Source organism: Nocardioides cavernae, assembly GCF_013410035.1.
Classification (GTDB): Bacteria; Actinomycetota; Actinomycetes; order Propionibacteriales; family Nocardioidaceae; genus Nocardioides; species Nocardioides cavernae_A.
The window spans coordinates 619,230-644,840 of record NZ_JACCBW010000002.1; the positions used below are offsets into that span (position 1 = coordinate 619,230).

Annotated in this window: 21 protein-coding genes; 12 read left to right on the forward strand and 9 right to left on the reverse strand. The window is 71.3% G+C overall.

The genetic code is table 11. The features are described 5' to 3' along the window. The first annotated feature begins 69 nt into the window (after positions 1-69). Positions 70-465, forward strand: coding sequence for a 50S ribosomal protein L7/L12 (gene rplL, locus F4692_RS10525; protein ID WP_179619601.1), 396 nt, complete (start codon positions 70-72; stop codon positions 463-465). A 79-nt stretch (positions 466-544) separates the two neighbouring features. On the opposite strand, the gene F4692_RS10530 is transcribed toward rplL, so the two are convergent. Together F4692_RS10530 and F4692_RS10535 are read right to left on the reverse strand one after the other, a co-directional pair. Continuing rightward, positions 545-1,213: a response regulator transcription factor gene (locus F4692_RS10530; protein ID WP_308645255.1), complete on the reverse strand. Its 669-nt coding sequence runs from the start codon at positions 1,211-1,213 to the stop codon at positions 545-547. After that, positions 1,210-2,367 carry a sensor histidine kinase gene (locus tag F4692_RS10535; protein ID WP_179619602.1) on the reverse strand — a complete coding sequence of 386 codons (1,158 nt, stop codon included), beginning with the start codon at positions 2,365-2,367 and terminating at the stop codon, positions 1,210-1,212. Before F4692_RS10535 ends, F4692_RS10530 begins: the two co-directional genes overlap by 4 nt. 200 nt (positions 2,368-2,567) lie before the next feature. Between F4692_RS10535 and F4692_RS10540 the strand changes: the two genes are divergently transcribed. Beyond that, positions 2,568-3,269, forward strand: coding sequence for a hypothetical protein (locus tag F4692_RS10540; protein ID WP_179619603.1), 702 nt, complete (start codon positions 2,568-2,570; stop codon positions 3,267-3,269). A gap of 85 nt (positions 3,270-3,354) precedes the next feature. Continuing rightward, positions 3,355-4,203 (forward strand): methylenetetrahydrofolate reductase, encoded by an 849-nt coding sequence (locus F4692_RS10545; protein WP_179619604.1) that lies wholly within the window; start codon positions 3,355-3,357, stop codon positions 4,201-4,203. A 45-nt stretch (positions 4,204-4,248) separates the two neighbouring features. Here the strand turns inward: F4692_RS10545 and F4692_RS10550 are convergent, their stop codons facing one another. From F4692_RS10550 to F4692_RS10570, 5 genes are all read right to left on the reverse strand, one after another. Further along, positions 4,249-4,782, reverse strand: coding sequence for a DUF1638 domain-containing protein (locus F4692_RS10550; protein ID WP_218858391.1), 534 nt, complete (start codon positions 4,780-4,782; stop codon positions 4,249-4,251). Between the two features lie 82 nt (positions 4,783-4,864). Next, positions 4,865-6,853 carry an ASKHA domain-containing protein gene (locus tag F4692_RS10555; RefSeq protein WP_179619606.1) on the reverse strand — a complete coding sequence of 663 codons (1,989 nt, stop codon included), beginning with the start codon at positions 6,851-6,853 and terminating at the stop codon, positions 4,865-4,867. Next, a complete protein-coding gene (locus F4692_RS10560) occupies positions 6,850-7,731 on the reverse strand; it encodes a dihydropteroate synthase (protein WP_179619607.1) in 882 nt (293 codons plus the stop codon). The genes F4692_RS10555 and F4692_RS10560 overlap by 4 nt, the downstream gene beginning before the upstream one ends. Next, positions 7,728-8,393 (reverse strand): corrinoid protein, encoded by a 666-nt coding sequence (locus F4692_RS10565; protein WP_179619608.1) that lies wholly within the window; start codon positions 8,391-8,393, stop codon positions 7,728-7,730. The genes F4692_RS10560 and F4692_RS10565 overlap by 4 nt, the downstream gene beginning before the upstream one ends. Then, complete coding sequence (locus tag F4692_RS10570; RefSeq protein ID WP_179619609.1) at positions 8,390-9,172, reverse strand: IclR family transcriptional regulator; 783 nt, start codon at positions 9,170-9,172, stop codon at positions 8,390-8,392. Before F4692_RS10570 ends, F4692_RS10565 begins: the two co-directional genes overlap by 4 nt. Before the next feature lie 94 nt (positions 9,173-9,266). Between F4692_RS10570 and F4692_RS10575 the strand changes: the two genes are divergently transcribed. Continuing rightward, a complete protein-coding gene (locus F4692_RS10575) occupies positions 9,267-10,706 on the forward strand; it encodes a trimethylamine methyltransferase family protein (RefSeq protein ID WP_179619610.1) in 1,440 nt (479 codons plus the stop codon). Positions 10,707-10,717: 11 nt separating this feature from the next. On the opposite strand, the gene F4692_RS10580 is transcribed toward F4692_RS10575, so the two are convergent. Together F4692_RS10580 and purU are read right to left on the reverse strand one after the other, a co-directional pair. Next, positions 10,718-12,397, reverse strand: coding sequence for a formate--tetrahydrofolate ligase (locus F4692_RS10580; RefSeq protein ID WP_179619611.1), 1,680 nt, complete (start codon positions 12,395-12,397; stop codon positions 10,718-10,720). 41 nt (positions 12,398-12,438) lie between these two features. Beyond that, positions 12,439-13,287, reverse strand: a complete 849-nt coding sequence (purU, locus tag F4692_RS10585; RefSeq protein WP_308645256.1) for a formyltetrahydrofolate deformylase — start codon at positions 13,285-13,287, stop codon at positions 12,439-12,441. Between the two features lie 87 nt (positions 13,288-13,374). On the opposite strand from purU, the gene F4692_RS10590 reads away from it, so the two are divergent. From F4692_RS10590 to F4692_RS10625, 8 genes are all read left to right on the forward strand, one after another. Further along, the gene (locus tag F4692_RS10590; RefSeq protein ID WP_179619612.1) at positions 13,375-14,157 is read left to right on the forward strand and encodes an IclR family transcriptional regulator; all 783 of its coding nucleotides are present in this window, start codon (positions 13,375-13,377) and stop codon (positions 14,155-14,157) included. Between the two features lie 69 nt (positions 14,158-14,226). Then, entirely contained in the window at positions 14,227-15,702 is a 1,476-nt protein-coding gene (locus F4692_RS10595) for an aldehyde dehydrogenase family protein (protein WP_179619613.1), read from the forward strand. Next, positions 15,702-17,417, forward strand: coding sequence for a choline dehydrogenase (gene betA / locus F4692_RS10600; protein ID WP_179619614.1), 1,716 nt, complete (start codon positions 15,702-15,704; stop codon positions 17,415-17,417). The genes F4692_RS10595 and betA overlap by 1 nt, the downstream gene beginning before the upstream one ends. A 47-nt stretch (positions 17,418-17,464) precedes the next feature. Beyond that, positions 17,465-19,504 carry a choline BCCT transporter BetT gene (betT, locus tag F4692_RS10605; RefSeq protein ID WP_179619615.1) on the forward strand — a complete coding sequence of 680 codons (2,040 nt, stop codon included), beginning with the start codon at positions 17,465-17,467 and terminating at the stop codon, positions 19,502-19,504. A gap of 155 nt (positions 19,505-19,659) precedes the next feature. Further along, positions 19,660-20,685 (forward strand): quaternary amine ABC transporter ATP-binding protein, encoded by a 1,026-nt coding sequence (locus F4692_RS10610; RefSeq protein ID WP_257029746.1) that lies wholly within the window; start codon positions 19,660-19,662, stop codon positions 20,683-20,685. Next, entirely contained in the window at positions 20,682-22,739 is a 2,058-nt protein-coding gene (locus F4692_RS10615) for an ABC transporter permease (RefSeq protein WP_179619617.1), read from the forward strand. Before F4692_RS10610 ends, F4692_RS10615 begins: the two co-directional genes overlap by 4 nt. A 38-nt stretch (positions 22,740-22,777) precedes the next feature. Then, on the forward strand, positions 22,778-23,767 hold the full coding sequence (locus tag F4692_RS10620) for an ABC transporter substrate-binding protein (protein ID WP_179619618.1): 990 nt from the start codon (positions 22,778-22,780) through the stop codon (positions 23,765-23,767). A gap of 118 nt (positions 23,768-23,885) precedes the next feature. Further along, a complete protein-coding gene (locus tag F4692_RS10625; RefSeq protein ID WP_179619619.1) occupies positions 23,886-25,601 on the forward strand; it encodes a BCCT family transporter in 1,716 nt (571 codons plus the stop codon). Positions 25,602-25,611: the final 10 nt, after the last annotated feature.

A 25,611-nucleotide genomic window follows, 5' to 3' on the forward strand; every position in this document is an offset into this window, starting at 1 on the left:
TACAGAACACATCGGGCGAGCGTGTCGCTCCGCGCCACGCTGCCGCCCACTGACGAAAGGTTTGCCATCATGGCGAAGCTCAGCACCGACGAGCTCCTTGACGCCTTCAAGGAGATGACCCTGATCGAGCTCTCCGAGTTCGTGAAGCAGTTCGAGGACACCTTCGGCGTGACCGCCGCTGCCCCCGTCGCCGTGGCCGCCGCCCCGGCCGCCGGTGGTGCCGCTGGTGGCGACGCCGCCGCCGCCGAGGAGAAGGACGACTTCGAGGTCGTCCTCGAGGCCGCCGGCGACAAGAAGATCAACGTCATCAAGGAGGTGCGCGCCCTGACCTCCCTCGGTCTGAAGGAGGCCAAGGACCTCGTCGAGGCCGCCCCCAAGACGATCCTCGAGAACGTCGACAAGGCCGCTGCGGACAAGGCGAAGGAGGCCCTCGAGGCCGCCGGCGCCACCGTCACCGTCAAGTGACACCCGCTGGCCCTGGGCCAGCACCGCTGCACCGCAGCATCCGTCGAAGGGCGGTCACCCCGTGGGTGGCCGCCCTTCGTCATGCCCGGGGCTCGTCGTCGAGCAACCCGGACCGGTGGGCGTACGCGATCGCGCGGGGCCGGTCGCGCAGCCCCAGCTTGTCGAGCACCCGGCCCAGGTGCGTCTTGACCGTGGTCTCGCCGAGGTAGAGCTCGGCCGCGATCTCGGCGTTGGACAGTCCGAGGCCCACCAGTCGCAGCACGTCGGTCTCGCGGGGCGTGAGCATGTCGAGCGCGGGCGCCGGTGTCCGGGACGGCGACCGTCCGATGCGGGCGATGACGCCGGGCACGACGCTCGGGTCGATCACGCCCTGGCCCGCGGACGCCCGCCGCACGGCGTCGAGCATCTCCTCCGGCGGCGAGCTCTTGAGCAGGAACCCCGCGACCCCGCGGCGCAGCGCCTCGTCCACGACGGTGTCCTCGTCGAAGGTCGTCAGGATGACCACCCGCGTCCCCGGGACCTGCGCGAGGACCTCGCGGGCCGCGTCGAGCCCGTTGAGCCGGGGCATCCGCACGTCCATCAGGACGACATCGGGGCGCTGGTCGCGTGCGACCCGGACGGCGTCCTCGCCGTCGACCGCCTCGCCGACCACCTCGAGGTCGGCCTCCCCGTCGATGAGGAGCCTGAGTCCCGCGCGGACCATGGCCTCGTCGTCCGCGACGACGACCCGCAGCACCTCGCCGGTCACGGTGCCACCACGGGCCCGGTCGGGAGCGTGGCGACCAGGCGGTGCCCGCCGCCGGGCACGGCCCCCGCGTCGAGGGCGCCGCCGAGGACGGCGACCCGCTCGCGCAGGCCCGCGAGCCCGTGCCCGCCGACGCCGGCCCCCGAGTCCGACCGGGTGCCGCCGGCCGCGTTCTCCACCGTGACCTCGACCTCCTGGTCGCCGACCCGGACGCGGACCTGCACGGGGGCGCCGGAGGCGTGCCGGAGCGCGTTGGTCAGCCCCTCCTGCGCGATCCGGTAGGCCGACATCCCGACCGCGCGAGGCACGCCGTCGGCGTCCCCGGTGACCTCGAGGGTCACGGTGGCGCCGGCGCGGCGTACCTCCTCGACGAGCGCGGGCAGCAGCTCGAGCGAGGGGAGCGGAGCAAGCGCGGCCGACTCGCCCCGGCGCACGATGCCGACGATGCGGCGCAGCTCGTCGACGGCCTGACGGCCCAGCCCCTCGGCCCGCAGGAGCGTCTCCTCCTCGACCGAGCCGGCGACCTGGCGTCGGCGTACGACACCGACCTGCAACGTCATCACGCTGACGGTGTGCGCCACCGCGTCGTGCAGCTCGCGCGAGATCCGGGTGCGCTCCTCCGCGACGGCGACCTCCGCCTGCTTCTCACGCTCGGCGCGGAGCTCGGCGGCCAGCGCCCGCAGCTCGGCGGAGCGCGCGTGCTCGCGGTGGAGCAGGAAGCCGACCGCCCACGCCGGGGCGAGGATGAGGGCGAAGAAGACGAACTCCCAGACCGACTCGCCCTCCACCACGATGACCAGGGGCGGGACGGTGGCGGCCACGGCGTACGCCAGCAGCCCCGCGAGGCGCGGGAGGCGGTAGGCGGCGTTGCCGACCAGGAGGACGTACGCGATGAGCTGGGCCCCGCCGACGCGGGGGAGCCCGGTCGTGCTGAGCGCCTGGGCGCCGACCATGGTCGCGCTGAGGAGGAGCACCGCGCCGAGCGGGTACCAGCGGGACGCGGCGACGGCGAGGCCGGTGACGAGCGCGCCGGCGACGGCGACCGGGGTCAACGCGGCGCCCCGTCCGCCGTAGCCCGCCTCGAACAGCGCGGCCAGCGCGACCACGACGCCCACGATCGCGTGGGCGGACGCGGTGCGGGAGGCGGTGCTGTCCATGGCGTCACTGTAGGGACGTCCCGACCCCGGCGGGGTCGTCCCCGCGGACGACCCGAGCGTCCTCCCGGCGGAGGACCGTCCGGGCCCGACGGACGTCCCGCCGGCCCGGGGCATCGGACCGCGGAGCCGATCCGCCGCGGGGCCGACCCGTCGTTGACTTCGAGTCGTCAGCACCACACCACCACATCGAAGGAACCACCATGACGACCTCGACCACTCCGGTCACCACCACCCACGCCGCGACCGACTCCCCGGCAGCGGACCGTGGCTCCGCACCCGGCCTCCTCGCCGGCCTGGGCGGCGTGGCCCTCGCGGCCTCGTCGGTCCTCTTCGTCGCCGGCGCCGCCACGAGCCCGCCGCAGGACGACGCGAGCGCCGGCGCCTACATCGAGTCCCTTGGTGAGGACCCGTTCCTCACGGGACTCTCGGCGAACCTCTTCCACTACTCCTGGGTGCTCGCCGCATTCGGGGCTATCGCGGCCATCGGCCTGGTCCGCGGGCGGCGGGGTCGCGCGCTCACCGTCGTCGGCGGGCTGGCGGCGGCCTTCGGGTCCATCCAGTTCACCGGGCTGCTCTACAGCGACTGGGTCCTGCCGGCCCTCGACCACCAGCTGAGCGCCGGGACCGCGGTCTCGGTCTTCGAGGAGGTCACCGGGGCGCCGTCGGTGGCGATCTGGCTGCTGTCGGCCAAGGTCTTCGGCCTCCTCGGCTTCCCGCTGCTCTACGCCGGGCTGGCCCGGGCGGGCGTGATCGCGTGGTGGCTGGTGCCCCTCTCGCTGCTGCCGATGGTCGCGTTCGGGGTGGTCGGCGGACTGCTCGGCGTCGCGCTGGCCGTCGCCTGCTACGCCCCGTCGTACGTCGTGGGGTGGCGGCTGGTGCAGCGGTCGCGCATCGCGGCCTGACGAAGCGTCGCGGAGGTCTGTTCGCGCGGTGGCGAAGGCACTAGAGTCGTGCCCACCTGATGCGCATCACGAAATGAGTTGCCCCATGCGCAACAAACAGACCTCCGCCACGCTCGCGCGTCTGCTGGAGAACGCCCGCTACGAGGTGCTGCCCACGGCGAGCACCGAGGACAAGGTCCTGGCCCACGTGCCACGTGACGTCACGATCACCGTGACAGCGTCGCCGACCAAGGGCCTCGACGCCACGCTCGACCTCGCCGAGCGCCTCGCCGGGCACGGCTACGACGTCGTGCCCCACCTCGCAGCCCGCATGGTCACCGGCCGGGCCGAGCTCGAGGAGATCACGCAGCGGCTGCGCGGCAAGGGCGTCACCAGCGTCTTCGTGCCCGGCGGCGACGCGGAGGCCGCCGGTGACTACCCCGACGCCCTCGCGCTCCTCGAGGACCTCAAGGAGCTGGGCTCGCCGTTCGCCCACGTCGGCATCACCGGCTACCCCGAGTCGCACCCGACGATCCACGACGACCTCACCGTGCAGTCGATGTGGGACAAGCGGCGCTACGCCACCCACATCGTCAGCAACCTGACCTTCGACCCGGCCGTGGTCCGCGACTGGGTGCGCCGGCTGAGGGCGCGCGGGGTCCAGATGCCGTTGCTGCTCGGCATGCCCGGCCCGGTCGAGCGTACGAAGCTGCTCGGCATGGCCACCAAGATCGGGGTCGGCGAGTCGACGAAGTTCCTCGCCAAGAACAAGGGCCTCTTCGCGCGCCTCGCGGCGCCGGGCGGCTTCACCGGCGAGAGCTTCCTCGAGAAGTGCGCGCCCGCGCTGGGGGAGCCCGGCGCCCTCGTCGAGGGGCTGCACGTCTTCACGTTCAACCAGATCGGCGAGACCGAGGCCTGGCGCACCGACATGCTCGCCCGCCTGCGGGGTATCTAGGGACGAAACGGGGGTCGTACGGCGTCCCGGACGGCCATGTCGTCCCTAGATACCCCGAGCTCGGTCCGGGTCCCTCGATACCCGGACGAGGTCGGCGAGCGCGCGCTCGAGGCCGTGGTCGCCGGTCCCGACGACCGTCAGCGGGAGGCCGATGGTGGCCGCGGCCTCCTCGGCCAGGACGCGCAGCTCGTCGTCGGGCTCCTGCGCGAGCCAGACGACCCGGGTGTAGTTGCCGAAGTAGGTGTCGCGCAGCTCCGGGTAGCGGTCGAGCCCCATCTCCTGCACCACGGTGCGGGCGAACGACCGCACGAGGAAGTCGGTGAGGAGGTAGGTCCCCGGCTGCTCGTCGAAGAACGTCTCGAGGCGCGACGGGCCGGCGTACACGTCGTAGCAGTGCAGCCCCGGCAGCCGCTCGACGCCCAGGTCGCGGCACACGTCGTCGAGCGCGCCGTAGGTGCCGCAGTCGGCGTAGCCGACCACGACCCGGTCGTACGACTCCGCGAGCCGGCCGGCGAGGGCGCGGACCTCGCCCGCGATCCGGTCGGGGTGGTTGTGCAGCAGCGGCGGCAGCGGGTGCACGTCGACGGGCCAGGCCCGGCGCGCGACGACCGCGGCCGAGGGCTGGGCGATCGCGCCGCACGCGATCAGGGCGACGCGTCCCTCATGCCTTGAAGGAGAGCTGGTCGACGAAGGCCTCGTTGAAGTCGGGTCGGTCGGAGAGCTCGACATAGGTCACCTCCTCCAGCAGCGCGAGCGCCCCGGCGCGCTCGCGCACGGAGAGCAGCGCCATCTTCGCGCCCTCGCCGGCGACGTTGCCCGCCGCGACGATGCGCAGCACCGGCAGCTTCGGGACCAGGCCGATGCGTACGGCGGAGGCGGGGGAGAGGTAGCTGCCGAAGGACCCCGCGAGCAGCACCTGCTGCACGTCGCGGTGCTCGAGGCCGAGCTCCTCGAGCAGCAGGGACCAGCCGGTGGAGATCGCGGCCTTGGCGAACTGGAGCTCACGCACGTCGCGCTGGGAGAGGTAGACGCACTCGGCGGGCTCCGCGTCCGGCGTGGGCCGGTGGAGCACGAAGACCCGCTCCTCGCCGACCATCGCGAGCCGGTCGGCGAGCGCCGGCGCGACCTCCTTGGCCGCCTCCTCGGTGACCAGGCGCCCGGTCGCGTCGAGCATCCCGACGCGGACGAGCTCGGCGACGGCATCGACCAGACCGGAGCCGCACAGGCCCTTGGGCTCGACGTCGCCGATCACGCCGAGCGTCACCGCGGGTGCGTCGCCGGAGGCGGTGGCGTCGACCTTGATCACCTCGATGGCGCCGTCGGCGGCGCGCATGCCGCAGCGGATGGCGCCGCCCTCGAACGCGGGACCTGCCGGCGCTGCGGTGGACAGGATCTTCTCGCCGTCGCTCAGCACGATCTCGCAGTTGGTGCCGACGTCGATGAAGAGCCGGGTCCGCTTGTCGCGGTCCATGCCGGTCGCGAGCATGCCGGCGACGATGTCTCCGCCGACGTAGGCGCCGAGCGCGGGGAAGAAGAAGGCGCGCGCCCGCGGGTGGAGGCTCAGCCCGATCTCGGAGGCGAGGACGGACGGCGGCTGCGCGGCCGACATGACGAAGGGGGCCACGCCCAGCGGCTCCGGGTCGATGCCGAGCGCCAGCGCGGTCATCGTGGCGTTGCCGGCGACGGCGACCTCGTAGACGTGCTGGGGGTCGACGCCGCCCTCCCGGCACACCTGCGCGGCGAGCTGTGCGAGCGTGGCGGCGGCGGCCTGCTGCAGCCGGCCGAGAGCCTGGTCGTCCATCATCGTCGCGCTGATCCGCGTGATGACGTCACCGCCGAACGGCTGCTGGGCGTTGAGCATGGAGGTGACGGCCACCGGGGTCCCGGTGCCGACGTCGAGCAGGGTCCCGACGACCGTGGTGGTGCCGAGGTCGAAGGCGATGGCGTAGCGCGCGCCCGTGGTGTCGCCGGGCTCGACGTCGATGAGGTCCTCGTCGACGATGACGGCGGTCACCTTGAAGTCCGACTGGCGCAGCACCGAGGAGAGCCGCCGCAGGACGTGGACGTCGGCCTTCAGCTCGAGGTCGTCGATGGCGTCGGTGAGCCGCACCAGGTCCGTGCGCTGGTCGGACAGCGTGGCCTCGGCGAGCTCGACGTAGCGCTTCTGCAGCGCCGGGCGCAGGATCACCTGCCGGCCGATGCCGACGGTCGCCGCCTTCGGTCGCGTGGTCAGCGGCGGCACCTCGACGGCGAGGTCGCGGGTGGCGTTGACGAGACAGCCGAGCCGCCAGCCGTCGCCGAGCTGCGCGTCGGTGAACGTACGCCGGTCGTGGCGGGTGACGGGCACGTCCGCCTGGGGGCTGATGCGCACCTTGCACTTGTGGCAGGTGCCGTGGCCGCCGCAGGTCGAGTCGATCGCGATGCCGTTCCACGAGGCCGCGTCGAAGACCGTGACGCCCGGCGGGACGCGTACGCCCCGCTCGGCGGGAGGGAGCTCAGCGCCGTCCTCGGCCCTGCCGTGCACGGTGAACGACAGGTCGACGCGGCCGGTGCCGTCGTGGGGGACCGGCTCGGCACCGGGACGCTCGATCAGCCCCTCACGGGCGACGTCTGCGAGGGAGAAGTCGGGTCCCTCGGGAGGGGTGCTCATGGTGCGTCGGCCGCCGCCTGCTTCGCGCGGTGGGCCGAGATCCAGGCCATGCCCCAGTCGTCGTGGCCGAGGAACACGTCGGCGGCCTTGACCGCCTCGACGATCTTGGGCGTACGCGCGTCCATGATCGCGCTGGTCAGGCCGGAGGTCATGGCCATCGGCAGCCAGGCGGCGTTGAGGGTGTGGCGGTCGGGCATGCCGAAGCTGACGTTGGAGGCGCCGCAGGTCATGTTGACGCCGAAGTCGTCGCGGATGCGGCGCATCACCTCGAAGGTCACCAACGAGGTGCTGGTGTCCGCGCCGATCGGCATGGCCAGCGGGTCGATGACGATGTCGGCCTGCGCGATGCCGTACTCCTGGGTCGCGACGCGGACGATCTTGCCGGTGAGCTCGACGCGCTTGTCGGCCTCCATCGGGATCTCGTCGTGGTCGTTGGGCAGCGCGATGATGGCGGCGTCGTACTTCTTCACCAGCGGGAGGATCAGCTCGAGCCGGTCGTCCTCGGCGGTCACGGAGTTGACCAGCGCACGGCCCCGGTAGGCCGACAGCCCGGCCTCGAGCGCCTCGACGACCGAGGAGTCGATGCAGATCGGCAGGTCGGTGAGCTCCTGGACCATGGTGATCGCCTTGGCGAGCAGCTCGGGCTCGTCGGTCAGCGGCACGCCCATGTTGACGTCGAGGACGTCGGCGCCGCCCTCCACCTGGGCCTTCACGTCGCGCTCGATCGCGGACAGGTCACCCTCGCGCAGCTGCTCCTGGAAGATGCGTCGGCCCGTGGGGTTGATCCGCTCGCCGATGAGGCAGAACGGCCGGTCGTGGCCGATGACGACCTCGCGGGTCGCCGACCGCAGCACGGTCTGGAGCGGCTCGGCGCTCATGCGGGGACCTTCGATCGCTTCGCGTCGAGCAGCGCCTTGGCGCGCTTGACGGTCTGGGAGGCGTCGGCCGCGTAGCCGTCGGCGCCGACCGCGTCGGCGTACTCCTGGGTGACGGGGGCCCCGCCGACCATCACGATGACGTCGTTGCGCATCCCGGCCTTCTCGAGGGCGTTCATGTTGGCCTTGAACATCGGCATCGTCGTGGTGAGGAAGGCCGAGAAGCCGACGATGTCGGGCTGGTGCAGGTCGATCGCCTCGATGAACTTCTCGGGGGCGACCTGGACGCCGAGGTCGATGACCTCGAAGCCGGCGCCCTCCAGCATGATGTTGACGAGGTTCTTGCCGATGTCGTGGACGTCGCCCTTGACCGTGCCCATGAGGAACTTGCCGACGGTCTCCACGCCGGTCTCGGCGAGCAACGGGCGCAGCCGCTCCATGGCACCGGCCATCGCGCGACCGGCGATGAGCATCTCGGGGACGAAGAAGTCACCGCGCTCGAACCGTGCGCCGACCTCCTCGAGGGAGGGGATGAGGGCGTCGAAGAGCAGGGTCTGGGGCTCCATGTCGAGGTCGAGGCCCTCGTTGGTCAGCTCCAGGACGCGGGGAGCATTGCCCGTCAGCGTCTCGTCGTAGAGGGCTTGCAGGATCTCCTCGGGTGTCATGCGACGACCTCCTGGGCTCGGGAGAGGTGGGGAGCGGGACCGCGCAGCAGGGCTGACAGCGCGGCGGCATGGTCCAGGAGGCTGCGGCCGAGCTCGTCGACCCGCTCCTCCAGGCGCGGTGTGGGGCCACTGACCCCGAGGGCGGCGACGACGTCGCCGCGCGGTCCGTGCACGGGCACGGCGACGCCGGACAGCCCGATCTCGAGCTCGTCGGTCGTCACGGCCCAGCCACGCTCGCGGGTGCGGGCGCTCTCGCGTCGCAGCGCGGCGGCGTCGGCCAGCGTGGCGGGGGTGAGCCGCTCGAGCGGGCCGTCGGCCACGTGGAGCACGTGCCAGGCGTGGAGGACCTTGCCGAGCGCCGACACGTGCGCCGGCACCTCGACGTCGGTCCAGTCGCGCGTGCCGAGGAGGTAGGTCGAGTCGACCTGGGCGACCTGCACGACGCGGTCGCCGCGGGCCACGCTGAGGTGCACGGTCTCGCCCGTGGCCTCGCCGATCGCGTCCATCGCCGGCCGGGCGAGGCGGACCAGGTCGTCCCACGGGTCGTGGCGCGCGGCGTACAGCCAGAAGAGGCGGCCCGCGACGTAGGAGCCCGCGGCGTCGCGCTCGAGCAGGCCGGAGCGCTCGAGCGAGGAGAGCATCCGCGACGTCGTCGACTTGGCCAGCCCGCTCGCGTCCTGGATGTCGGCGAAGGTCAGCGGCTCGTCGGCGTGCACGACCGTCGCGACCAGGTCCGCGGCGCGGTCGAGCGCCCGGGTGCCGGTGGCGGATTCGGTCACGGCGCGGGCCTTCCCAAGGGGTTCCATGATGTGGAACGGTAGTTCCACATCATGAGGCTAGAAGCCGTCGTCTGCCGAGGTCAAGGGAGGACCCGTGTTCCGCAACACGATGCCGCGCTACGAGGTGCTGTCCGAGGACGCCATGGCCACCCTGGACGGGGGTTGGCGGCGACTGATGTCAGAGGTCGGCGTGGAGTTCATGGACGAGCGCGCGCTCGACCTGTTCCGCAAGGCGGGGCAGAAGGTCGAGGGCAACGCGGTGTTCCTCGACCCAGACTTCGTGCTCGAGCAGGTGGCCAAGGCGCCGGCCGAGTTCGACCTCCAGGCGCGCAACCCGGACAACAACGTGCACATCGGCGGCGACGCGATGGCGTTCAGCGCGGTCTACGGCCCGCCGTTCGTCCGCGAGGGTGACGTGCGCCGCGACGGGACGATGGACGACTTCCGCAACTTCGCCCGCCTCGCGCAGGGCTTCTCCGTGCTCGACTCCGCCGGCGGCGTCGTCACCGAGCCCAACGACGCGCCGCTCGACAGCCGGCACCTCGACATGACCTACGCGCTGCAGACGCTGACCGACAAGGTCTACATGGGCAACGTCGTGTCCGGCGTCAACGCCGCCGACACCATCGCGATGACCGAGATCCTCTTCGGCTCGCGCGAGGCGATCGAGGAGACGCCGGCGCTGATCTCGCTGATCAACTGCAACAGCCCGCTGCGCTGGGACGACCGGATGCTCGAGGCGCAGTTCGAGTACACCTCGGCCAACCAGCCGGTGGTCCTCACACCGTTCATCATGATGGGCGCGATGTCGCCCGTGACGATCCCCGCCGCCCTGGTCCAGCAGATCACCGAGGCCCTGTCCGGCATCGCGCTCTCCCAGCTGATCCGCCCCGGCGCCCCGGTCGTCTTCGGCTCGTTCCTCACCAACATCGACATGCAGTCGGGCTCGCCGACCTTCGGCACGCCGGAGTCCGGCATCGGCCTGCTCTGCACCGGCCAGATCGCCCGGCACTTCAACCTGCCCTTCCGCACCGGCGGCGGGCTGACCTCCTCGCAGGTCCCCGACGCGCAGGCCGGCTACGAGGCCCTGATGACCCTCATGCCGACGTTCCTCGCCGGAGCCAACTGGGTGATGCACTCCGCCGGGTGGCTGGAGGGTGGCCTGGTCGCGGGCTTCGAGAAGTTCGTCATCGACGCGCAGCTCGTCGAGATGCTCCAGCACGAGTTCACCCCGATGGAGATCGACGAGGCCTCGCTCGCCTTCGACGCCCACCAGGAGGTTGGCCACGGCGGCCACTTCCTCGGCGCGATGCACACGATGGAGCGCTTCCGCACCTGCTTCTACCGGCCCTTCCTCAACTCCAGCGACAACTACGAGCGCTGGATGCGCAACGGTGCCAAGGACACGGCCACCCGCGCCGGGGAGATCTACAAGAAGAGGCTCGAGGAGTACGAGGCCCCACCGATCGACGACGCGATCCGCGAGGAGCTCGAGGCCTACGTCACCCGGCGTCGCGCCGAGCTCGGCGACTGACGCCGGCGCCCTCAGCTCAGTCCGAGGATCGTCCCGTCCTCGAGCAGGTCGATGCGGCCGGCCGACGGCTCCTTCGGCAGGCCGGGCATGGTCATCATGTCGCCGCACACCACGACGACGAAGCCGGCCCCGGCGGACAGGCGTACCTCCCGGACGTGGAGCTCGTGGCCCGACGGTGCGCCCAGCGAGGCGGGGTCGGTCGAGAAGGAGTACTGGGTCTTCGCGACGCAGACGGGCAGCCCGCCGTAGCCGTCGGACTCGATGCGCTGCAGCCTGCGGCGGGCCTTCGCGTCCCAGGTGACCTGCCCGGCGCCGTAGAGCCGCGTCGCGATCGCCTCGACCTTCTCGGTGAGCGAGTGCTCGTCGGGGTAGGTGAACGAGAACTCGAGCGACGACTCCTCGTCAAGGGTCGCGAGCACGCCCCGGGCGAGGTCCTGCGCGCCGGCACCGCCGTCGGCGAAGTGGGTGGCGGGGACGGCTCGTACGCCCTCGGCGGCCACGAGCTCGACCACCTTCCCCACCTCGGCGTCGGTGTCGGTGGGGAACCGGTTGACCGCGACGACGGCCGGGATGCCGTAGACGTCGCGGATGTTGGCCAGGTGGCGCCGAAGGTTGGACATGCCCGCCTCGACGGCGGCGACGTCCTCGGTGCCGAGGTCGGCCAGCGCGACGCCGCCGTGGTACTTCAGGGCCCGCACGGTCGCAACGACGACCGCGACGTCGGGGCGCATCCCGGACTTGCGGCACCTGATGTCGACGAACTTCTCGGCGCCGAGGTCGGCACCGAAGCCGGCCTCGGTGACCACGATGTCCGCGAGGCGGAGGCCGGCGCGGGTCGCCATCACCGAGCTGCACCCGTGGGCGATGTTGGCGAACGGACCCCCGTGCACGAACGCGGGCGCGCCCTCGAGGGTCTGCACGAGGTTGGGGGCGAGGGCGTCGCGCAGCAGCGCGGACATGGCCCCCTCGGCGCCGAGCTCGCGGGCGGTGACGGGCACCATCGCCGGGGTGTAGCCGACGACGATGTCCCCGATGCGCTTCTTGAGGTCGGCCCACGACTCGGTGAGGCAGAAGATCGCCATCAGCTCCGAGGCCACGACGATGTCGAAGCCGTCCTCGCGGGGGTAGCCGTTGGCGTGGCCGCCGAGCGCCACGTTGACCTGTCGCAGGGCGCGGTCGTTCATGTCCAGCACGCGCTTCCACGTGATGCTGCGGACGTCGATGCCGAGGGCGTTGCCGTGGTGGATGTGGTTGTCGATGAGCGCGGCGAGCAGGTTGTTGGCCGCGGCGATCGCCGCGAAGTCGCCGGTGAAGTGGAGGTTGATGTCGGTCATCGGGACGACCTGGCTCCAGCCGCCGCCCGCGGCACCGCCCTTCATGCCGAACACCGGCCCCATCGACGGCTCCCGCAGGCACGCGATCGTGCGGTGGCCCAGCCCGTGCAGCGCGTCGGTGAGCCCGACGGTGGTGGTCGTCTTGCCCTCCCCGGGCGGGGTGGGTGACAGCGCGGTCACCAGCACGAGCCGCCCCGTCGGCCGGTCGGCGAGCGAGGCGAGGTAGCCCAGGTCGACCTTGGCCTTGTAGTGGCCGTAGGGGACCAGGCTCTCCTCCGGGATGCCCAGGGTCTGCTCGGCGACCTCACGGATGGGACGCAGCGTGGCCGCGTTGGCGATCTCGATGTCGGACAGCACTGCTGGACCTCCGCGGTGGATGGGGTGGGTGGGTGTGGCGGCTACCGGAAGACGACGGTGCGGTCCCCGTTGAGCAGCACGCGCGACTGCGAGTGCCAGCGCACGGCACGGGACAGCACCTGGGCCTCGACGTCGCGGCCGGCGGCGACGAGCTGCTCCTGGTCGTAGGAGTGGTCCACGCGCAGCACGTCCTGCTCGATGATCGGCCCCTCGTCGAGGTCGGCGGTGACGTAGTGGGCGGTCGCGCCGACCAGCTTGACCCCGCGGTCGAAGGCCTGGTGGTAGGGCCGCGCGCCCTTGAAGCTCGGCAGGAACGAGTGATGGATGTTGATCGCGCGCCCCGACAGCTGACGGCACAGGTCGTCGGACAGGACCTGCATGTAGCGCGCCAGCACGACGAGGTCGGCCCCGGTCTCGTCGACGACCTCCATCAGCCTCTTCTCCGCGTCGGCCTTGGTGTCGGGGGTCACGGGGACGTGGAGGAAGTCGATGCCGTAGGAGCGCACCAGCGGCTCGGCGTCGCGGTGGTTGGACACCACGACCGGGATCTCCACCTGCAGGGCGCCGGTGCTCGCCCGGAACAGCAGGTCGTTGAGGCAGTGGAGGTGCCTGGAGACCATGATGAGGGTGCGGTACGGCGCAGCGGCCGCCCACAGCTCGTACTCCATGCCGAACAGCCGGGCGACCGGCTCGAAGGCCGTCCGCAGCGTCGGTGCGTCGGTGGCCCGGTCGGTCGTGAAACCGATCCGCATGAAGAACCGGTCGGTCAGCCGGTCGCCGAACTGCTGGCTCTCCACGATGTTGCCGCCGTGCTCGACGAGGTAGCCCGTCACGGCGTGCACGATGCCCGGGCGGTCCGGGCAGGAGAGGATCAGGACGTAGTCACCCACAGAGGCTCCCTCATAGATGCGCGCAAGTGTTGCGCTTGACGAAACAGAGTTTGCGATACGCAACAGCCTGTGCGCTAGTGTCGCGCCATGCGCAACGCAGCCGAGGCCGGTGCCGGCGGCGCTGGTGTCCAGTCCGTCGACCGTGCGCTGAGCATTCTCGAGGTCCTCGCGCGCACCGGCGAGGCCGGGGTCACCGAGATCTCCGGCGAGCTCGGCGTGCACAAGAGCACGGCCTTCCGGTTGATGGCGACGCTGGAATCCCACCGGCTGGTCGAGCAGACCGGCGACCGCGGGCGCTACCGCCTCGGCGTCGGCATCCTGCGCCTGGCTGGCGCCACCACCGCGCGGCTCGACCTCGTGCAGGAGGCGCGCCCGATCTCGCGGCAGCTGGCCGCCGACACCGGGGAGACCGTCAACATCGCGGTGCTGTCCGACGGGTCGGCGCTCTACCTCGACCAGGTGGCCGGCTCCTCCGCGCTGCAGTCGCACAACTGGGTCGGCCAGCACATCCCGCTGCACGCGACCAGCAACGGCAAGGTGCTGCTGAGCGGCCTCGACGACGACGACCTCGAGGCGGCGCTCGGCGCCCTGCCGACGTACACCTCACGCACCATCACCACGCTGTCGCAGCTGCGCGACGAGCTCGACCGGGTGCGGGACCAGGGCTACGCCGTCGCGGTCGACGAGCTCGAGGTCGGCCTGACGGCCGTGGCGGCACCGGTGCGCAACGCCCACGGTGACGTGGTGGCCTCGATGAGCGTCTCCGGCCCGTCGTTCCGGCTCGGTGACGACCGGGTCGACGAGGTCGTCGCCCAGACGGTCGAGGCGGCCGCCGAGGTGTCCCACCGCCTGGGCTGGGGGCACCGCTAGACCTGGCGCGTGCCTTGACGCCCGCGCCGCTCGCCCAGCATCGTTCGACCCGAGGAGAGGGAGGCCCCCGTGCCCGACCTGTACATCGACGGCAGCTGGGAGTCCGCGCGCGCCGGTGGCCGTCGCGAGATCCGCTGCCCGGCCGACGGCACGCTCGTCGCGGAGGTCGACGAGGCCGACGCCGAGGACACGTCCCGCGCGATCGCGGCCGCGCACCGCGCGTTCCACGACGGCGAGTGGCCCGGCTGGTCCAACCGGGCGCGCGGCGACCTGCTGCTGCGGGTCGCCGACCTGCTCGAGCGCGACAAGGCCGACGTGGCGCGCGCGGAGTCCCTCGACACCGGCAAGCGGCTCGTCGAGGGCGAGTACGACGTCGACGACGTCGTCTCGGTGTTCCGCCACTTCGGCCACGTCGCCGACGACGACGGCGGTCGCGTGGTCGACACCGGCAACCCGGCCGTGGTCAGCCGGGTCGTCCACGAGCCGGTCGGCGTGTGCGGCCTCATCGCCCCCTGGAACTACCCGCTCCTGCAGACCGCGTGGAAGGTCGCCCCCTGCCTGGCGGCCGGCAACACCTTCGTCCTCAAGCCGAGCGAGCTCACCCCGCACACCGCGATCCACCTGGTCCGGCTGCTCGAGGAGGCGGGCCTGCCCGCCGGCGTCGCCAACCTCGTCCTCGGCGAGGGGCCGGCGGCCGGCGCCCCGCTCGCGGAGGACCCCCGCGTCGACCTCGTCTCGTTCACCGGGAGCCTGGCGGTCGGCAAGCAGCTGATGGCCGCGGCGAGCGGCACCGTCAAGAAGGTCGCCCTCGAGCTCGGCGGCAAGAACCCCAACATCGTGTTCGCCGACGCCGACTACGACACGGCGCTCGACTTCGCCCTCACCGCCGTCTTCCTGCACTCGGGCCAGGTCTGCTCCGCCGGCGCCCGGCTGGTCGTCGAGGAGTCGATCCACGACCGCTTCGTCGACGACCTGGTGGCGCGCGCGAAGGAGATCAGGCTCGGGGGGCCGTTCGACGAGTCGGCGGAGTCCGGGCCGCTCACCAGCGCCGCCCACCGCGACAAGGTCGAGGCCTACGTCGCCGCCGGCATTGCCGAGGGAGCCGTCCTGCGCTGCGGCGGCGCTCGTCCCGACGACCCCGCCCTGGCCGACGGCTTCTACTACCTGCCGACCGTGCTCGACGGCTGCACCAGCGACATGAGCGTCACCCAGGACGAGTCCTTCGGCCCGGTGCTGACGGTCGAGACCTTCCGCGACGAGGACGAGGCCGTCCGCATCGCCAACGACAGCATCTACGGCCTCGCCGGTGCCGTGTGGACCCAGGACGCCGGCCGGGGCCAGCGCGTCGCGGCCCGCCTGCGGATGGGCACCGTGTGGATCAACGACTACCACCCCTACGTCGCGCAGGCCGAGTGGGGCGGCTACAAGCAGTCCGGCATCGGGCGGGAGCTGGGCCGGGCCGGGCTGGAGGAGTACCGCGAGACCAAGCACGTGTGGCACAACATCGCCCCGGAGCCGCAGCGCTGGTTCGGGGGGCAGGGCTGATGGGCCGCCGCTCCTACGACTACGTCATCGTCGGCGGCGGCTCGGCGGGGTCCGCGCTCGCCAACCGGCTCTCGGCCGACCCGTCGACGACGGTGCTCGTGCTCGAGGCCGGTCGCACCGACCGCTTCGACCCGCTCATCCACGCGCCCGCAGCGCTGCCGTTCCCCATCGGCAACCCGCTCTACGACTGGAGGTACGAGACCGAGCCGGAGCCCGCCATGGGTGGCCGCCGGGTCTACCACGCCCGCGGCAAGGTGCTCGGCGGGTCGTCGTCGATCAACGGCATGATCTTCCAGCGGGGCAACCCGATGGACTACGAGCGGTGGGCCGCCGACCCCGGCATGGAGACCTGGGACTACCGGCACTGCCTGCCCTACTTCAAGCGCATGGAGTCGCTGATCCTCCCCGACGGCATGGTCGGCGCCGACGCGTGGCGCGGCGGCTCCGGCCCGCTGAAGCTCGAGCGCAGCCCGGCGACCAACCCACTCTTCAGCGCGTTCTTCGAGGCCGCGACGCAGGCCGGCTACCCCCTGACCGACGACGTCAACGGCTACCGTCAGGAGGGGTTCGGCCGCTTCGACCGCAACATCGTCAAGGGCGTGCGGATGTCCGCCGCGCGGGCGTACCTCCACCCGGTCATGGGCCGCAAGAACCTGACGGTCGAGACCTTCGCGCACGCGACCAGGGTCCGGTTCGAGGGCAGGCGCGCCGTCGGCGTGGACTACCTCCGGGCCGGCCGCAGACACGAGTACGCCGCGGCCGGCGAGGTCGTGCTGTGCGGGGGCGCGATCAACTCGCCGCAGCTGCTGCAGCTCTCCGGCATCGGCAACCCCGAGCACCTCGAGCCGCTGGGCATCGAGATGGTGCACGACCTGCCCGGCGTGGGGGAGAACCTCCAGGACCACCTCGAGGTCTACATCCAGTACGCCTCGCTGCAGCCGGTGTCGATCGTCGAGGGCCTCAAGTGGCGCAACCGCCCGCTGGTCGGTCTCGAGTGGCTGCTGAAGCGCACCGGGACCGCGGCGTCCAACCACTTCGAGGGCGGCGGGTTCTGCCGGTCCAACGAGGACGTGGACTGGCCCAACCTGATGTTCCACTTCCTGCCCATCGCGATCCGCTACGACGGATCCGCACCGGCCGGGCAGGACAAGTACGCCCACGGCTACCAGGTGCACATCGGCCCGATGTACGCCGACACCCGCGGCTGGGTGCGGATCGCGTCGAGCGACCCGCGCCAGAAGCCGAAGATGCTCTTCAACTACCTCTCCACGCCCAACGACCGTCGCGAGTGGGTCGAGGCGGTCCGGGTCGCCCGCAGCATCCTCAACCAGCCGGCGTTCGCGCCGTTCAACGGCGGCGAGCTCTCGCCGGGACCCTCCGTCGAGAGCGACGAGGAGATCCTGGACTGGGTGCGCGAGGACGCCGAGACCGCCTTGCACCCGTCGTGCACCGCCAAGATGGGCACCGACGACATGGCGGTGACCGACCCGCGCTCGCTGGTGGTCCACGGCACGGAGGGACTGCGCGTCGTGGACGCGAGCGTCTTCCCCTACGTCACCAACGGCAACATCTACGCCCCGGTGATGATGGTCGCGGAGAAGGCCGCCGACCTGATCCTCGGCAACACCCCCCTCGAGCCCGCCGACGTGCCCTACTACCGGCACCGTGACGACTCGCCGCTCCACCCACCCGGAGACCCGCGCAACGCCAGCTGAGACGACCCGCCCGAGCCCTGCCCAGACCCCGCAGACCGGAGGCCACCGTGACCGCCCAGACCGACGCGCCCGCCCCGCCCGACCCGCTGACGTCGGGGACGCCCGGACCGAAGGTCAGGTGGCCGGTCTTCGTCACCTCGTTCGTCGGCGTCTGCGTCGTGACCCTCTGGGCGATCGTCGCCCCCACCAGCGCCGAGTCGGTCATCGGCGACCTGGTCACCCGCATCGGGACGGGGTTCGGCTGGTTCTACGTCGCGCTGGCGACGGTGATCGTGGGCTTCGTGGTCTTCCTCGGCTGCTCCCGCTTCGGCAGCATCCGGCTCGGTCCCGACCACGCACGTCCGGAGTTCTCCACCTTCGCCTGGGCGAGCATGCTCTTCGCCGCCGGCATCGGCACCGACGTGATGTTCTACTCGGTCATCGAGCCGGTGTCGCACTACACCGCGCCCCCGGTCGGCGAGCCCGGCACGGTCGAGGCGGCCCGTGACGCCACCGTGTGGACGCTCTTCCACTACGGGGTGACCGGGTGGGCGATGTACGCCCTGATGGGTCTCGCGCTCGCCTACTTCTCCTACCGCAAGGGACTCCCGCTCGCCGTCCGCTCGGCCCTGCACCCCGTCTTCGGCAGGCGCGTCGAGGGGGCGCTCGGGCACGCCGTCGACACCGCCGCCGTGCTCGGCACGATCTTCGGCGTCGCCACCAGCCTGGGCATCGGCGTGGTGTTCCTCAACGTGGGGCTCAACGTCATCTTCGGCGTCCCGGTCGGGACCGCGACGCAGGCGGCGCTGGCGATCGTCGCGGTGACCGTGGCGGCCGTGTCGGCGACCTCGGGCGTCGACCGGGGGATCCGGTTCCTCTCCCAGCTCAACGTCCTGCTCGCCCTCGGCCTGGCCGGCTGGGTGCTGGTGACCGGGAAGACCGCGTTCCTGCTCAACGCCGTCGTGATGAACGTGGGCGACTTCGCCCGCTCGTTCCCGGCGAAGACCCTGGAGACCTTCGCCTTCACCGACACCCAGGACTGGATGCAGCTCTGGACGCTGTTCTTCTGGGCCTGGTGGGTGGCGTGGGCGTCGTTCGTCGGCCAGTTCCTGGCGCGCATCTCCCGCGGGCGCACCATCCGCCAGTTCGTGCTGGGCACGATGGTCATCCCGTTCAGCTACATCGTCATGTGGATCTCGATCTTCGGCAACGCGGCGATCGACAAGGTCCGCAACGGCGACGACAGCGGGTTCGCGGACCGCGCGGTCGACTTCACCGGCGTGGGCTTCTACGAGCTGCTCCAGGACTACCCGCTCGCCGACGTGGTCATCTTCGTCGCGTTCCTCGTCGGGCTGCTGTTCTACATCACCTCGGCGGACTCCGCCGCGCTCGTCATGGGCAACCTGTGCTCGGAGCTGCAGGACGTGCAGCAGGACTGCGCCGCGTGGCTGCGCATCTCCTGGGCCAGCGCCACCGGGCTGCTCACCGTCGCCATGCTGGCCGTCGGCGGCATCGCCACGCTGCAGTACGCCACGATCATCATGGGGCTGCCGTTCGCCTTCGTGCTCGTGCTCGTGATGTGGGGCCTGTTCCGCTCGCTGCGCGACGAGGGCCGCAAGGCCGACGCGGGCGTACGCGGCATCGCCCCGCTCCTGTCGGCGCGCACGGGCTCGGGCGCGGACAACCGCAAGGCGTGGAAGGCCCGGCTGGCGAGGGCGACCAACTTCGTCGACGACGAGTCGGCCGCCGCCTACCTCGCCTCGACCATCGAGCCCGCCCTGAGCGAGGTCGCGGGCGAGCTGACGTCGATGGGGGTGCCGGCCGGGGTGAGGCGCGGCGGCGCCGTCGGCGCCGAGGTGGCGCCCTTCGTCGAGCTGGTCACCGAGGTCGGCGACGAGCCCTTCGTCTACCGCGTCGTCGTGCGCCGCTCTCCGGTCCCGACCTACGGCGGGCGGATGATCGGCAATCGCGACCAGTACGCCCGCCTCGAGGTCCACCTCGCCGAGGGCGGTCAGGACCACGACGTCATGGGCTACACGGCCGACCAGGTCATCCACGACTGTCTGGACCAGTACGAGCGCCACCTCGAGTTCCTCCGCTCCGGCTGAGCCCGCGGGGCCGGGGCGCGGCCGTCCCGGGTCACCGGGAGGTCACGGTGTGACCACGGCCTATTGACGAGCCGATGACACCGACGCATTCTTCGCATGTCCGGCTGGTTGCGCTCCGAGCATCCGGTTGCGACATGCGCAACAAAGGAGCACGCATGACCGCAGCCCTCTCCGTGGACAGCCTCTGGAAGATCTTCGGCCCGCGCTCGGACAAGATCATCGGCACGCCGGACGCCGAGCTGTCCCGCGCCGATCTCAAGGCCAAGACCGGCAACGTGGTCGGCGTCAAGGACGTCTCCTTCGAGGTCGCGCCCGGCGAGGTGTTCGTCGTGATGGGGCTCTCCGGATCGGGCAAGTCGACCCTCGTCCGGTTGCTCACGCGGCTGATCGAGCCGACCGCGGGCTCGGTCACCCTCGGCGGCGTGGACATCACGAACGCGTCGGAGGCCGACCTGCGCGAGGTGAGGCGCCAGAAGGTCTCGATGGTGTTCCAGCACTTCGGGCTGCTCCCGCACCGGCAGGTGATCGACAACGTCGCCTACGGCCTCGAGGTGCGCGGGATCGCGAAGAAGGAGCGTCGGGCGAAGGCCGGCGAGATCGTCGACCTGGTCGGGCTCTCCGGCTACGAGAAGTCCTACCCCGACCAGCTCTCCGGCGGCATGCAGCAGCGGGTGGGCCTGGCCCGCGCGTTGGCCGGCGACCCGGAGATGCTGCTCTTCGACGAGCCCTTCTCGGCGCTCGACCCGCTGATCCGCCGTGACATGCAGAACGAGGTCATCCGGCTGCACCGCGAGCTCGGCAAGACGATGGTCTTCATCACCCACGACCTCGCCGAGGCACTCAAGCTCGGCGACCGCATCATGATCCTGCGCGACGGCGCGATCGTGCAGATCGGCACGCCCGACGAGGTCGTCGCCCGGCCCGCCGACGACTACGTCAAGGACTTCGTGTCCGAGGTGCCCAAGGCCCACGTCCTCACGCTGAAGTGGGTGATGCGCGAGCCCCGCGACGGCGAGGCGATGGACGGCCCCACGCTGCCGGTCACCACGGTCGTACGCCAGGCCGCGCGCGCCGCGATCGCCTCGGACGCACCGATCCGCGTCGTCGACGGCGACACCCTCGTCGGTGTCGTCGACGAGGAGGACATCATGCGGGTCGTCGTGGCCGAGGAAGAGGGATGACAGCGACCGCGCCGGCACCTCCCCGGCGCGTGGAGCCCGACGCCGCGCCGCCGGTGGTCGAGGACTCCGGCATCAGCCGCTGGGTGCCCGCCGCCGCCGTGGTGGTGCTGTGGGTCGTCGTGTGGGCGTTCACCCGGGGCACCGACACCCTCGACCTGCCGAGCCTGTCGCGCACCGACCTGCACGACCGCCTGACGGAGATCCAGAACGGGCTCCTCGAGGGCCGGTCCACCAACCCGGTCATGCAGTTCACCAACGCGATCGCCGACGCCTTCCGCGGCACCGTCGACTGGCTGCAGAGGCTCCTGTCCAAGCCCGCCTTCCCGCGCCCCGTGCCGGAGATCGGCTGGCTCGGGGTCACCGCCCTGGCGACCTACGTCGGCCTCGTCGTGGCGAGCTGGCGCATCGCGGTCCTCGTGCTCGCGTCGTTCCTCTCCTTCGGCGTCCTCGGCTACTGGGACCAGTCGATGGACACGCTCATCATCGTGCTGATCTCGGTGCTCCTCGCCGTCGTGATCGGGATGCCGCTGGCGGTGTGGATCGGCACCAACGCCCGCGCCAACGCCGTGGTCACCGTCTTCCTCGACCTGATGCAGACGATGCCGACGTTCGTCTACCTGCTGCCGATCGTGCTCTTCTTCGGCATCGGCACCAGCGCCGCCGTGGTCGCGACCCTGATCTACGCGCTCCCGCCGATCATCCGCATCGCCGGGTTCGGGATCCGCGAGGTCCCGGCGACCACGATCGAGGCCACCGACTCCGCGGGCCAGACCTACTGGCAGCGGCTGCTCAAGGTGCAGCTGCCGATGGCTCGCAAGACGATCATCGTCGGTCTCAACCAGACCACCCTGGCCGCGCTGTCGATGGCCACCCTCGCCTCCTTCGTCGACGGCCCGGGCCTCGGCAAGCCGGTGCTCCAGGGCCTGCGCGTCAACGACGTCGGCACCGCCTTCGTCCCGGGGGCGCTGATCGTGGTGATGGCCGTGATGCTCGACCGCACCACCACGGCGGCCAGCGAGCGCTCCGAGCGTGTCGCGCGCGGCGGCGGCCACCGCAACCCGCGGCTGCGGCGCGTCGTGGTGGCCGGGGGAGCGGTGGTCGCGCTCGTCGCGGTCTACCTCTCCCGCACCTACGTCAGCCTGGCCGAGTTCCCGACGTACTCGATCGGCCGCACCATCAGCAGCGGGGTCAGCGACGTCGTCGACGCGATCAAGGACACCTTCGGCGGCGTCACCGGCGGCCTCAAGGACGGGGTGACGGAGGGGCTGCTCAACCCGGTCCAGTCGGTGCTCGCCGACTCCCCGTGGTACGTCTCGTTCGTCGCGATCGCCGCCCTCGCGCTGGTGTTCGGGGGCGTGCGCGCCCTGGTCATCACGGTCGTGTGCCTGCTCGGCGTGCTGTGGCTCGACCTGTGGAACGACGCGATGGTCACGCTCAACATGACGCTCGTCGCGACCGTGCTCGTGATGGCCCTCGCGCTGGTCTTCGGCGTCTGGATGGCGCGGGACAGGCGCGTCGACCTCGGCATCCGTCCGCTGCTCGACGCCGGGCAGACCATCCCGCCCTTCGTCTACCTCATCCCCGTGCTGGCGCTGTTCGGCCCGGGCCGCTTCACCGCGATCGTCGCCGGCATCGTGTACGCCGCACCCGCCGCGATCAAGCTGGTGGCCGACGGCGTCAAAGGGGTCTCTCCCACGACCATCGAGGCCGGACGCTCGACCGGTCAGACGACGTGGCAGGAGATCACCAAGGTCCAGCTGCCGATGGCGAAGGGCTCCCTCGTCCTGGCCACCAACCAGGGCCTGCTCTACGTGCTCTCGATGACCGTCATCGGCGGCCTGGTCGGCGCCGGGGCGCTCGGCTTCGACGTCGTGTACGGCTTCTCCCGCAGCGAGGCGTGGGGCAAGGGCGCGGCCGCCGGGCTCACCATCGTGCTGATCGGCGTGATGCTCGACCGGATCACCCGCGCCGCCAGCGACGTGCGCCGCGACGACGGACCCGGCACCCGGCGTGCCTTCAGCCTCCGGCTGCCGATCGGCCCGCCGGGCAACTGACCCACCACCTCGCACCAGCAACGAAGAGGAGACGCACTATGCGCACCACCCGAAGCCGAGGCGCCCGTCTGGGAGTCCTCGCCACAGCCGCCGTGATGGTGCTCTCCGCCTGCGGCGGCGGCTCCATCGACGAGCAGACCCAGGCCAACGAGGAGCAGGCCGCCGAGGGCGGCGGCGAGTGCGGCGACCTCAACATGGCCGTGAACCCGTGGGTCGGCTACGAGGCCAGCGCCTACGTCGTCGGCACCGTCGCCCAGGAGCAGCTGGGCTGCACGGTCAACTACAAGGAGCTCAAGGAGGACGTCTCCTGGCAGGGCTTCGGCACCGGGGAGGTGGACGTCGTGATCGAGGACTGGGGCCACCCCGACCTCGAGAAGAAGTTCTTCGCCGAGGAGGGCGACGGCTCCGCCGAGGACTTCGGCCCTCAGGGCAACGTCGGCATCATCGGCTGGTTCGTCCCGCCGTGGCTCGCCGAGGAGCACCCGGACATCCTCGACTGGGAGAACCTCAACCAGTACGCCTCGGAGTTCGAGACCTCGGAGTCGGGCGGCAAGGGCCAGTTCCTCGGCGCCGACCCGTCGTACGTCCAGTTCGACGAGGCGATCGTGTCCAACCTCGACCTGGACTTCCAGGTCGTGTTCTCCGGCTCGGAGGCCGCCAGCATCGAGGCGTTCCGCAAGGCCGAGGAGAACAAGGAGTGGGTCATCGGCTACTGGTACGAGCCGCAGTACTTCAACGCCGAGGTGGCGATGCAGCGCGTCTCGCTGCCGCCCTACGAGGAGGGGTGCCAGGACGACCCGCAGGACGTCGCGTGCGACTACCCCGAGACCGAGCTGAAGAAGATCGTCGGCACGGAGTGGGCGGCCTCGGACTCCACGGCGGTCGACCTGGTCAGGAACTTCACCTGGACCAACGAGGACCAGAACGTCGTGGCCGGCTACATCGCCGCCGACGGCATGTCACCCGAGGACGCCGCCGCGAAGTGGATCGAGGAGAACCAGGACAAGGTCGACGCCTGGCTGGGGTAGCAGGCTGCGCCGACCGGGCGCCCGGCCAGCCTTGACAGGCGGCCGGGGCCCGGTCAGGGTACGTGTGTTGCAGGTCACGCACTAGGTTGCGCATCGCGCAACCGGATGGGTAGGCGTCATGGCCATCAAGGAACCGGTCGCACAGGTCCCGCCGGCGGAGTCGGGCCGACGGGACTTCCCGCTGGACAAGGTGACCTTCGGTGTCGCCGCCGGGCTCGCGATCGCCTTCCTCGCCTGGGGCGCGTTGGACTCCACCGGCATGACGGAGACCACCGGGAAGGTCCTCGGCAAGCTGACCGAGCTGTTCGGCTGGCTGTTCATCCTGGTCAGCGCGACCTTCCTGCTGTTCTCCGCCTACCTCGCCGTCACCCGCTACGGCAACATCCGGCTCGGGCCCGACGACAGCGAGCCCGAGTTCTCCACGTTCTCCTGGGTCTCGATGATGTTCGCCACCGGCATGGGCATCGGCCTGATGTTCTGGGGCGTCGCCGAGCCGCTGACCTACCTCACCGCCGAGAGCGCCGCGAGCACGCCGCCGGGCCGCGGCGACCCGAACACGCCGGACAGCGCCCGTGTTGCGATGGAGTACGCCTTCTTCCACTGGGGCTTCCACCCCTGGTCGATGTACGCCGTCATCGGCCTCGCGATCGGCTACTTCGCCTACCGCAAGGGCACGGGCAACCTGGTCTCCGGCGCCTTCGGCCCACTGCTCAAGGGGCGCGAGAAGCAGGGTCCCGGCAAGGCCATCGACATCATCGCGATCTTCGCGACGCTCTTCGGCTCGGCGACCTCGCTCGGCCTCGGTGCCCTGCAGATCACCGGTGGCCTCGACGACGTCTTCGGCAGCGGCCGCTCCAAGTGGCTCACGGTCGCGGTCATCGCGGTGCTGACGCTCTGCTTCGTCCTGTCAGCGGTGTCCGGGGTCGAGAAGGGCGTCCAGCTCCTCTCCAACGCCAACGCGGTCGCCGCGGTGCTGCTGGTGTTCTTCCTCTTCGTGGTCGGGCCGACGGTGTTCATCCTGAGCACCTTCACCGAGTCCCTCGGCGGCTACCTCACGCACCTGCCGACCATGGCGTTCCGCACCGGGGCCTTCGGCGACAGCGAGTTCCTCAGCGCCTGGACGATCTTCTACTGGGCGTGGTGGATCTCGTGGACCCCGTTCGTGGGCATGTTCATCGCGCGCATCTCCAAGGGCCGCACGATCCGCCAGTTCGTCATCTACGTGATCCTGGTGCCGAGCCTGGTGTCGTTCGTCTGGTTCTCGATCCTCGCCGGCTCCGCCTTCGACCTCCAGCTCTCCGGTGCCAAGGACCTGGGCAAGGTGCTCGCCGACGAGGGCACGGAGAGCGCCCTCTTCGCGACCCTGCGTGAGTACCCCCTCGCGACCGTCACGGTGGTGCTGGCCGTCTTCCTCGTGGCGATCTTCTTCATCACCGGTGCCGACTCGGCCTCGATCGTGATGGGCATGCTGAGCCAGAACGGCAAGGAGGAGCCGATGCGCTGGCTGGTCGTGTTCTGGGGTGTCGCCCAGGGCGCGGTGGCCGCGGTGCTGCTCTTCTCCGGCGGGCTCGGCGCGCTGCAGACGCTCGTGATCATCGTGGCGGGACCGTTCATGCTGGTCATCTGCGCGATGTGCGTGTCCCTGATGAAGGCGCTGCGGGCGGAGCCCTACGAGTCGACCCTGCCCCCGCGCGTACGCCGTGCCGTCCTGCACGCGCAGCAGTACGACGCGATGGAGCACCACACCGTGGCCCTCGCGGCGCTCGGCGCGGAGCCCGAGGAGGTCACCGGGCAGCCCCTCGACGAGAGGGACGACACCCGCCCCCCGACCTGACCCAACCGCT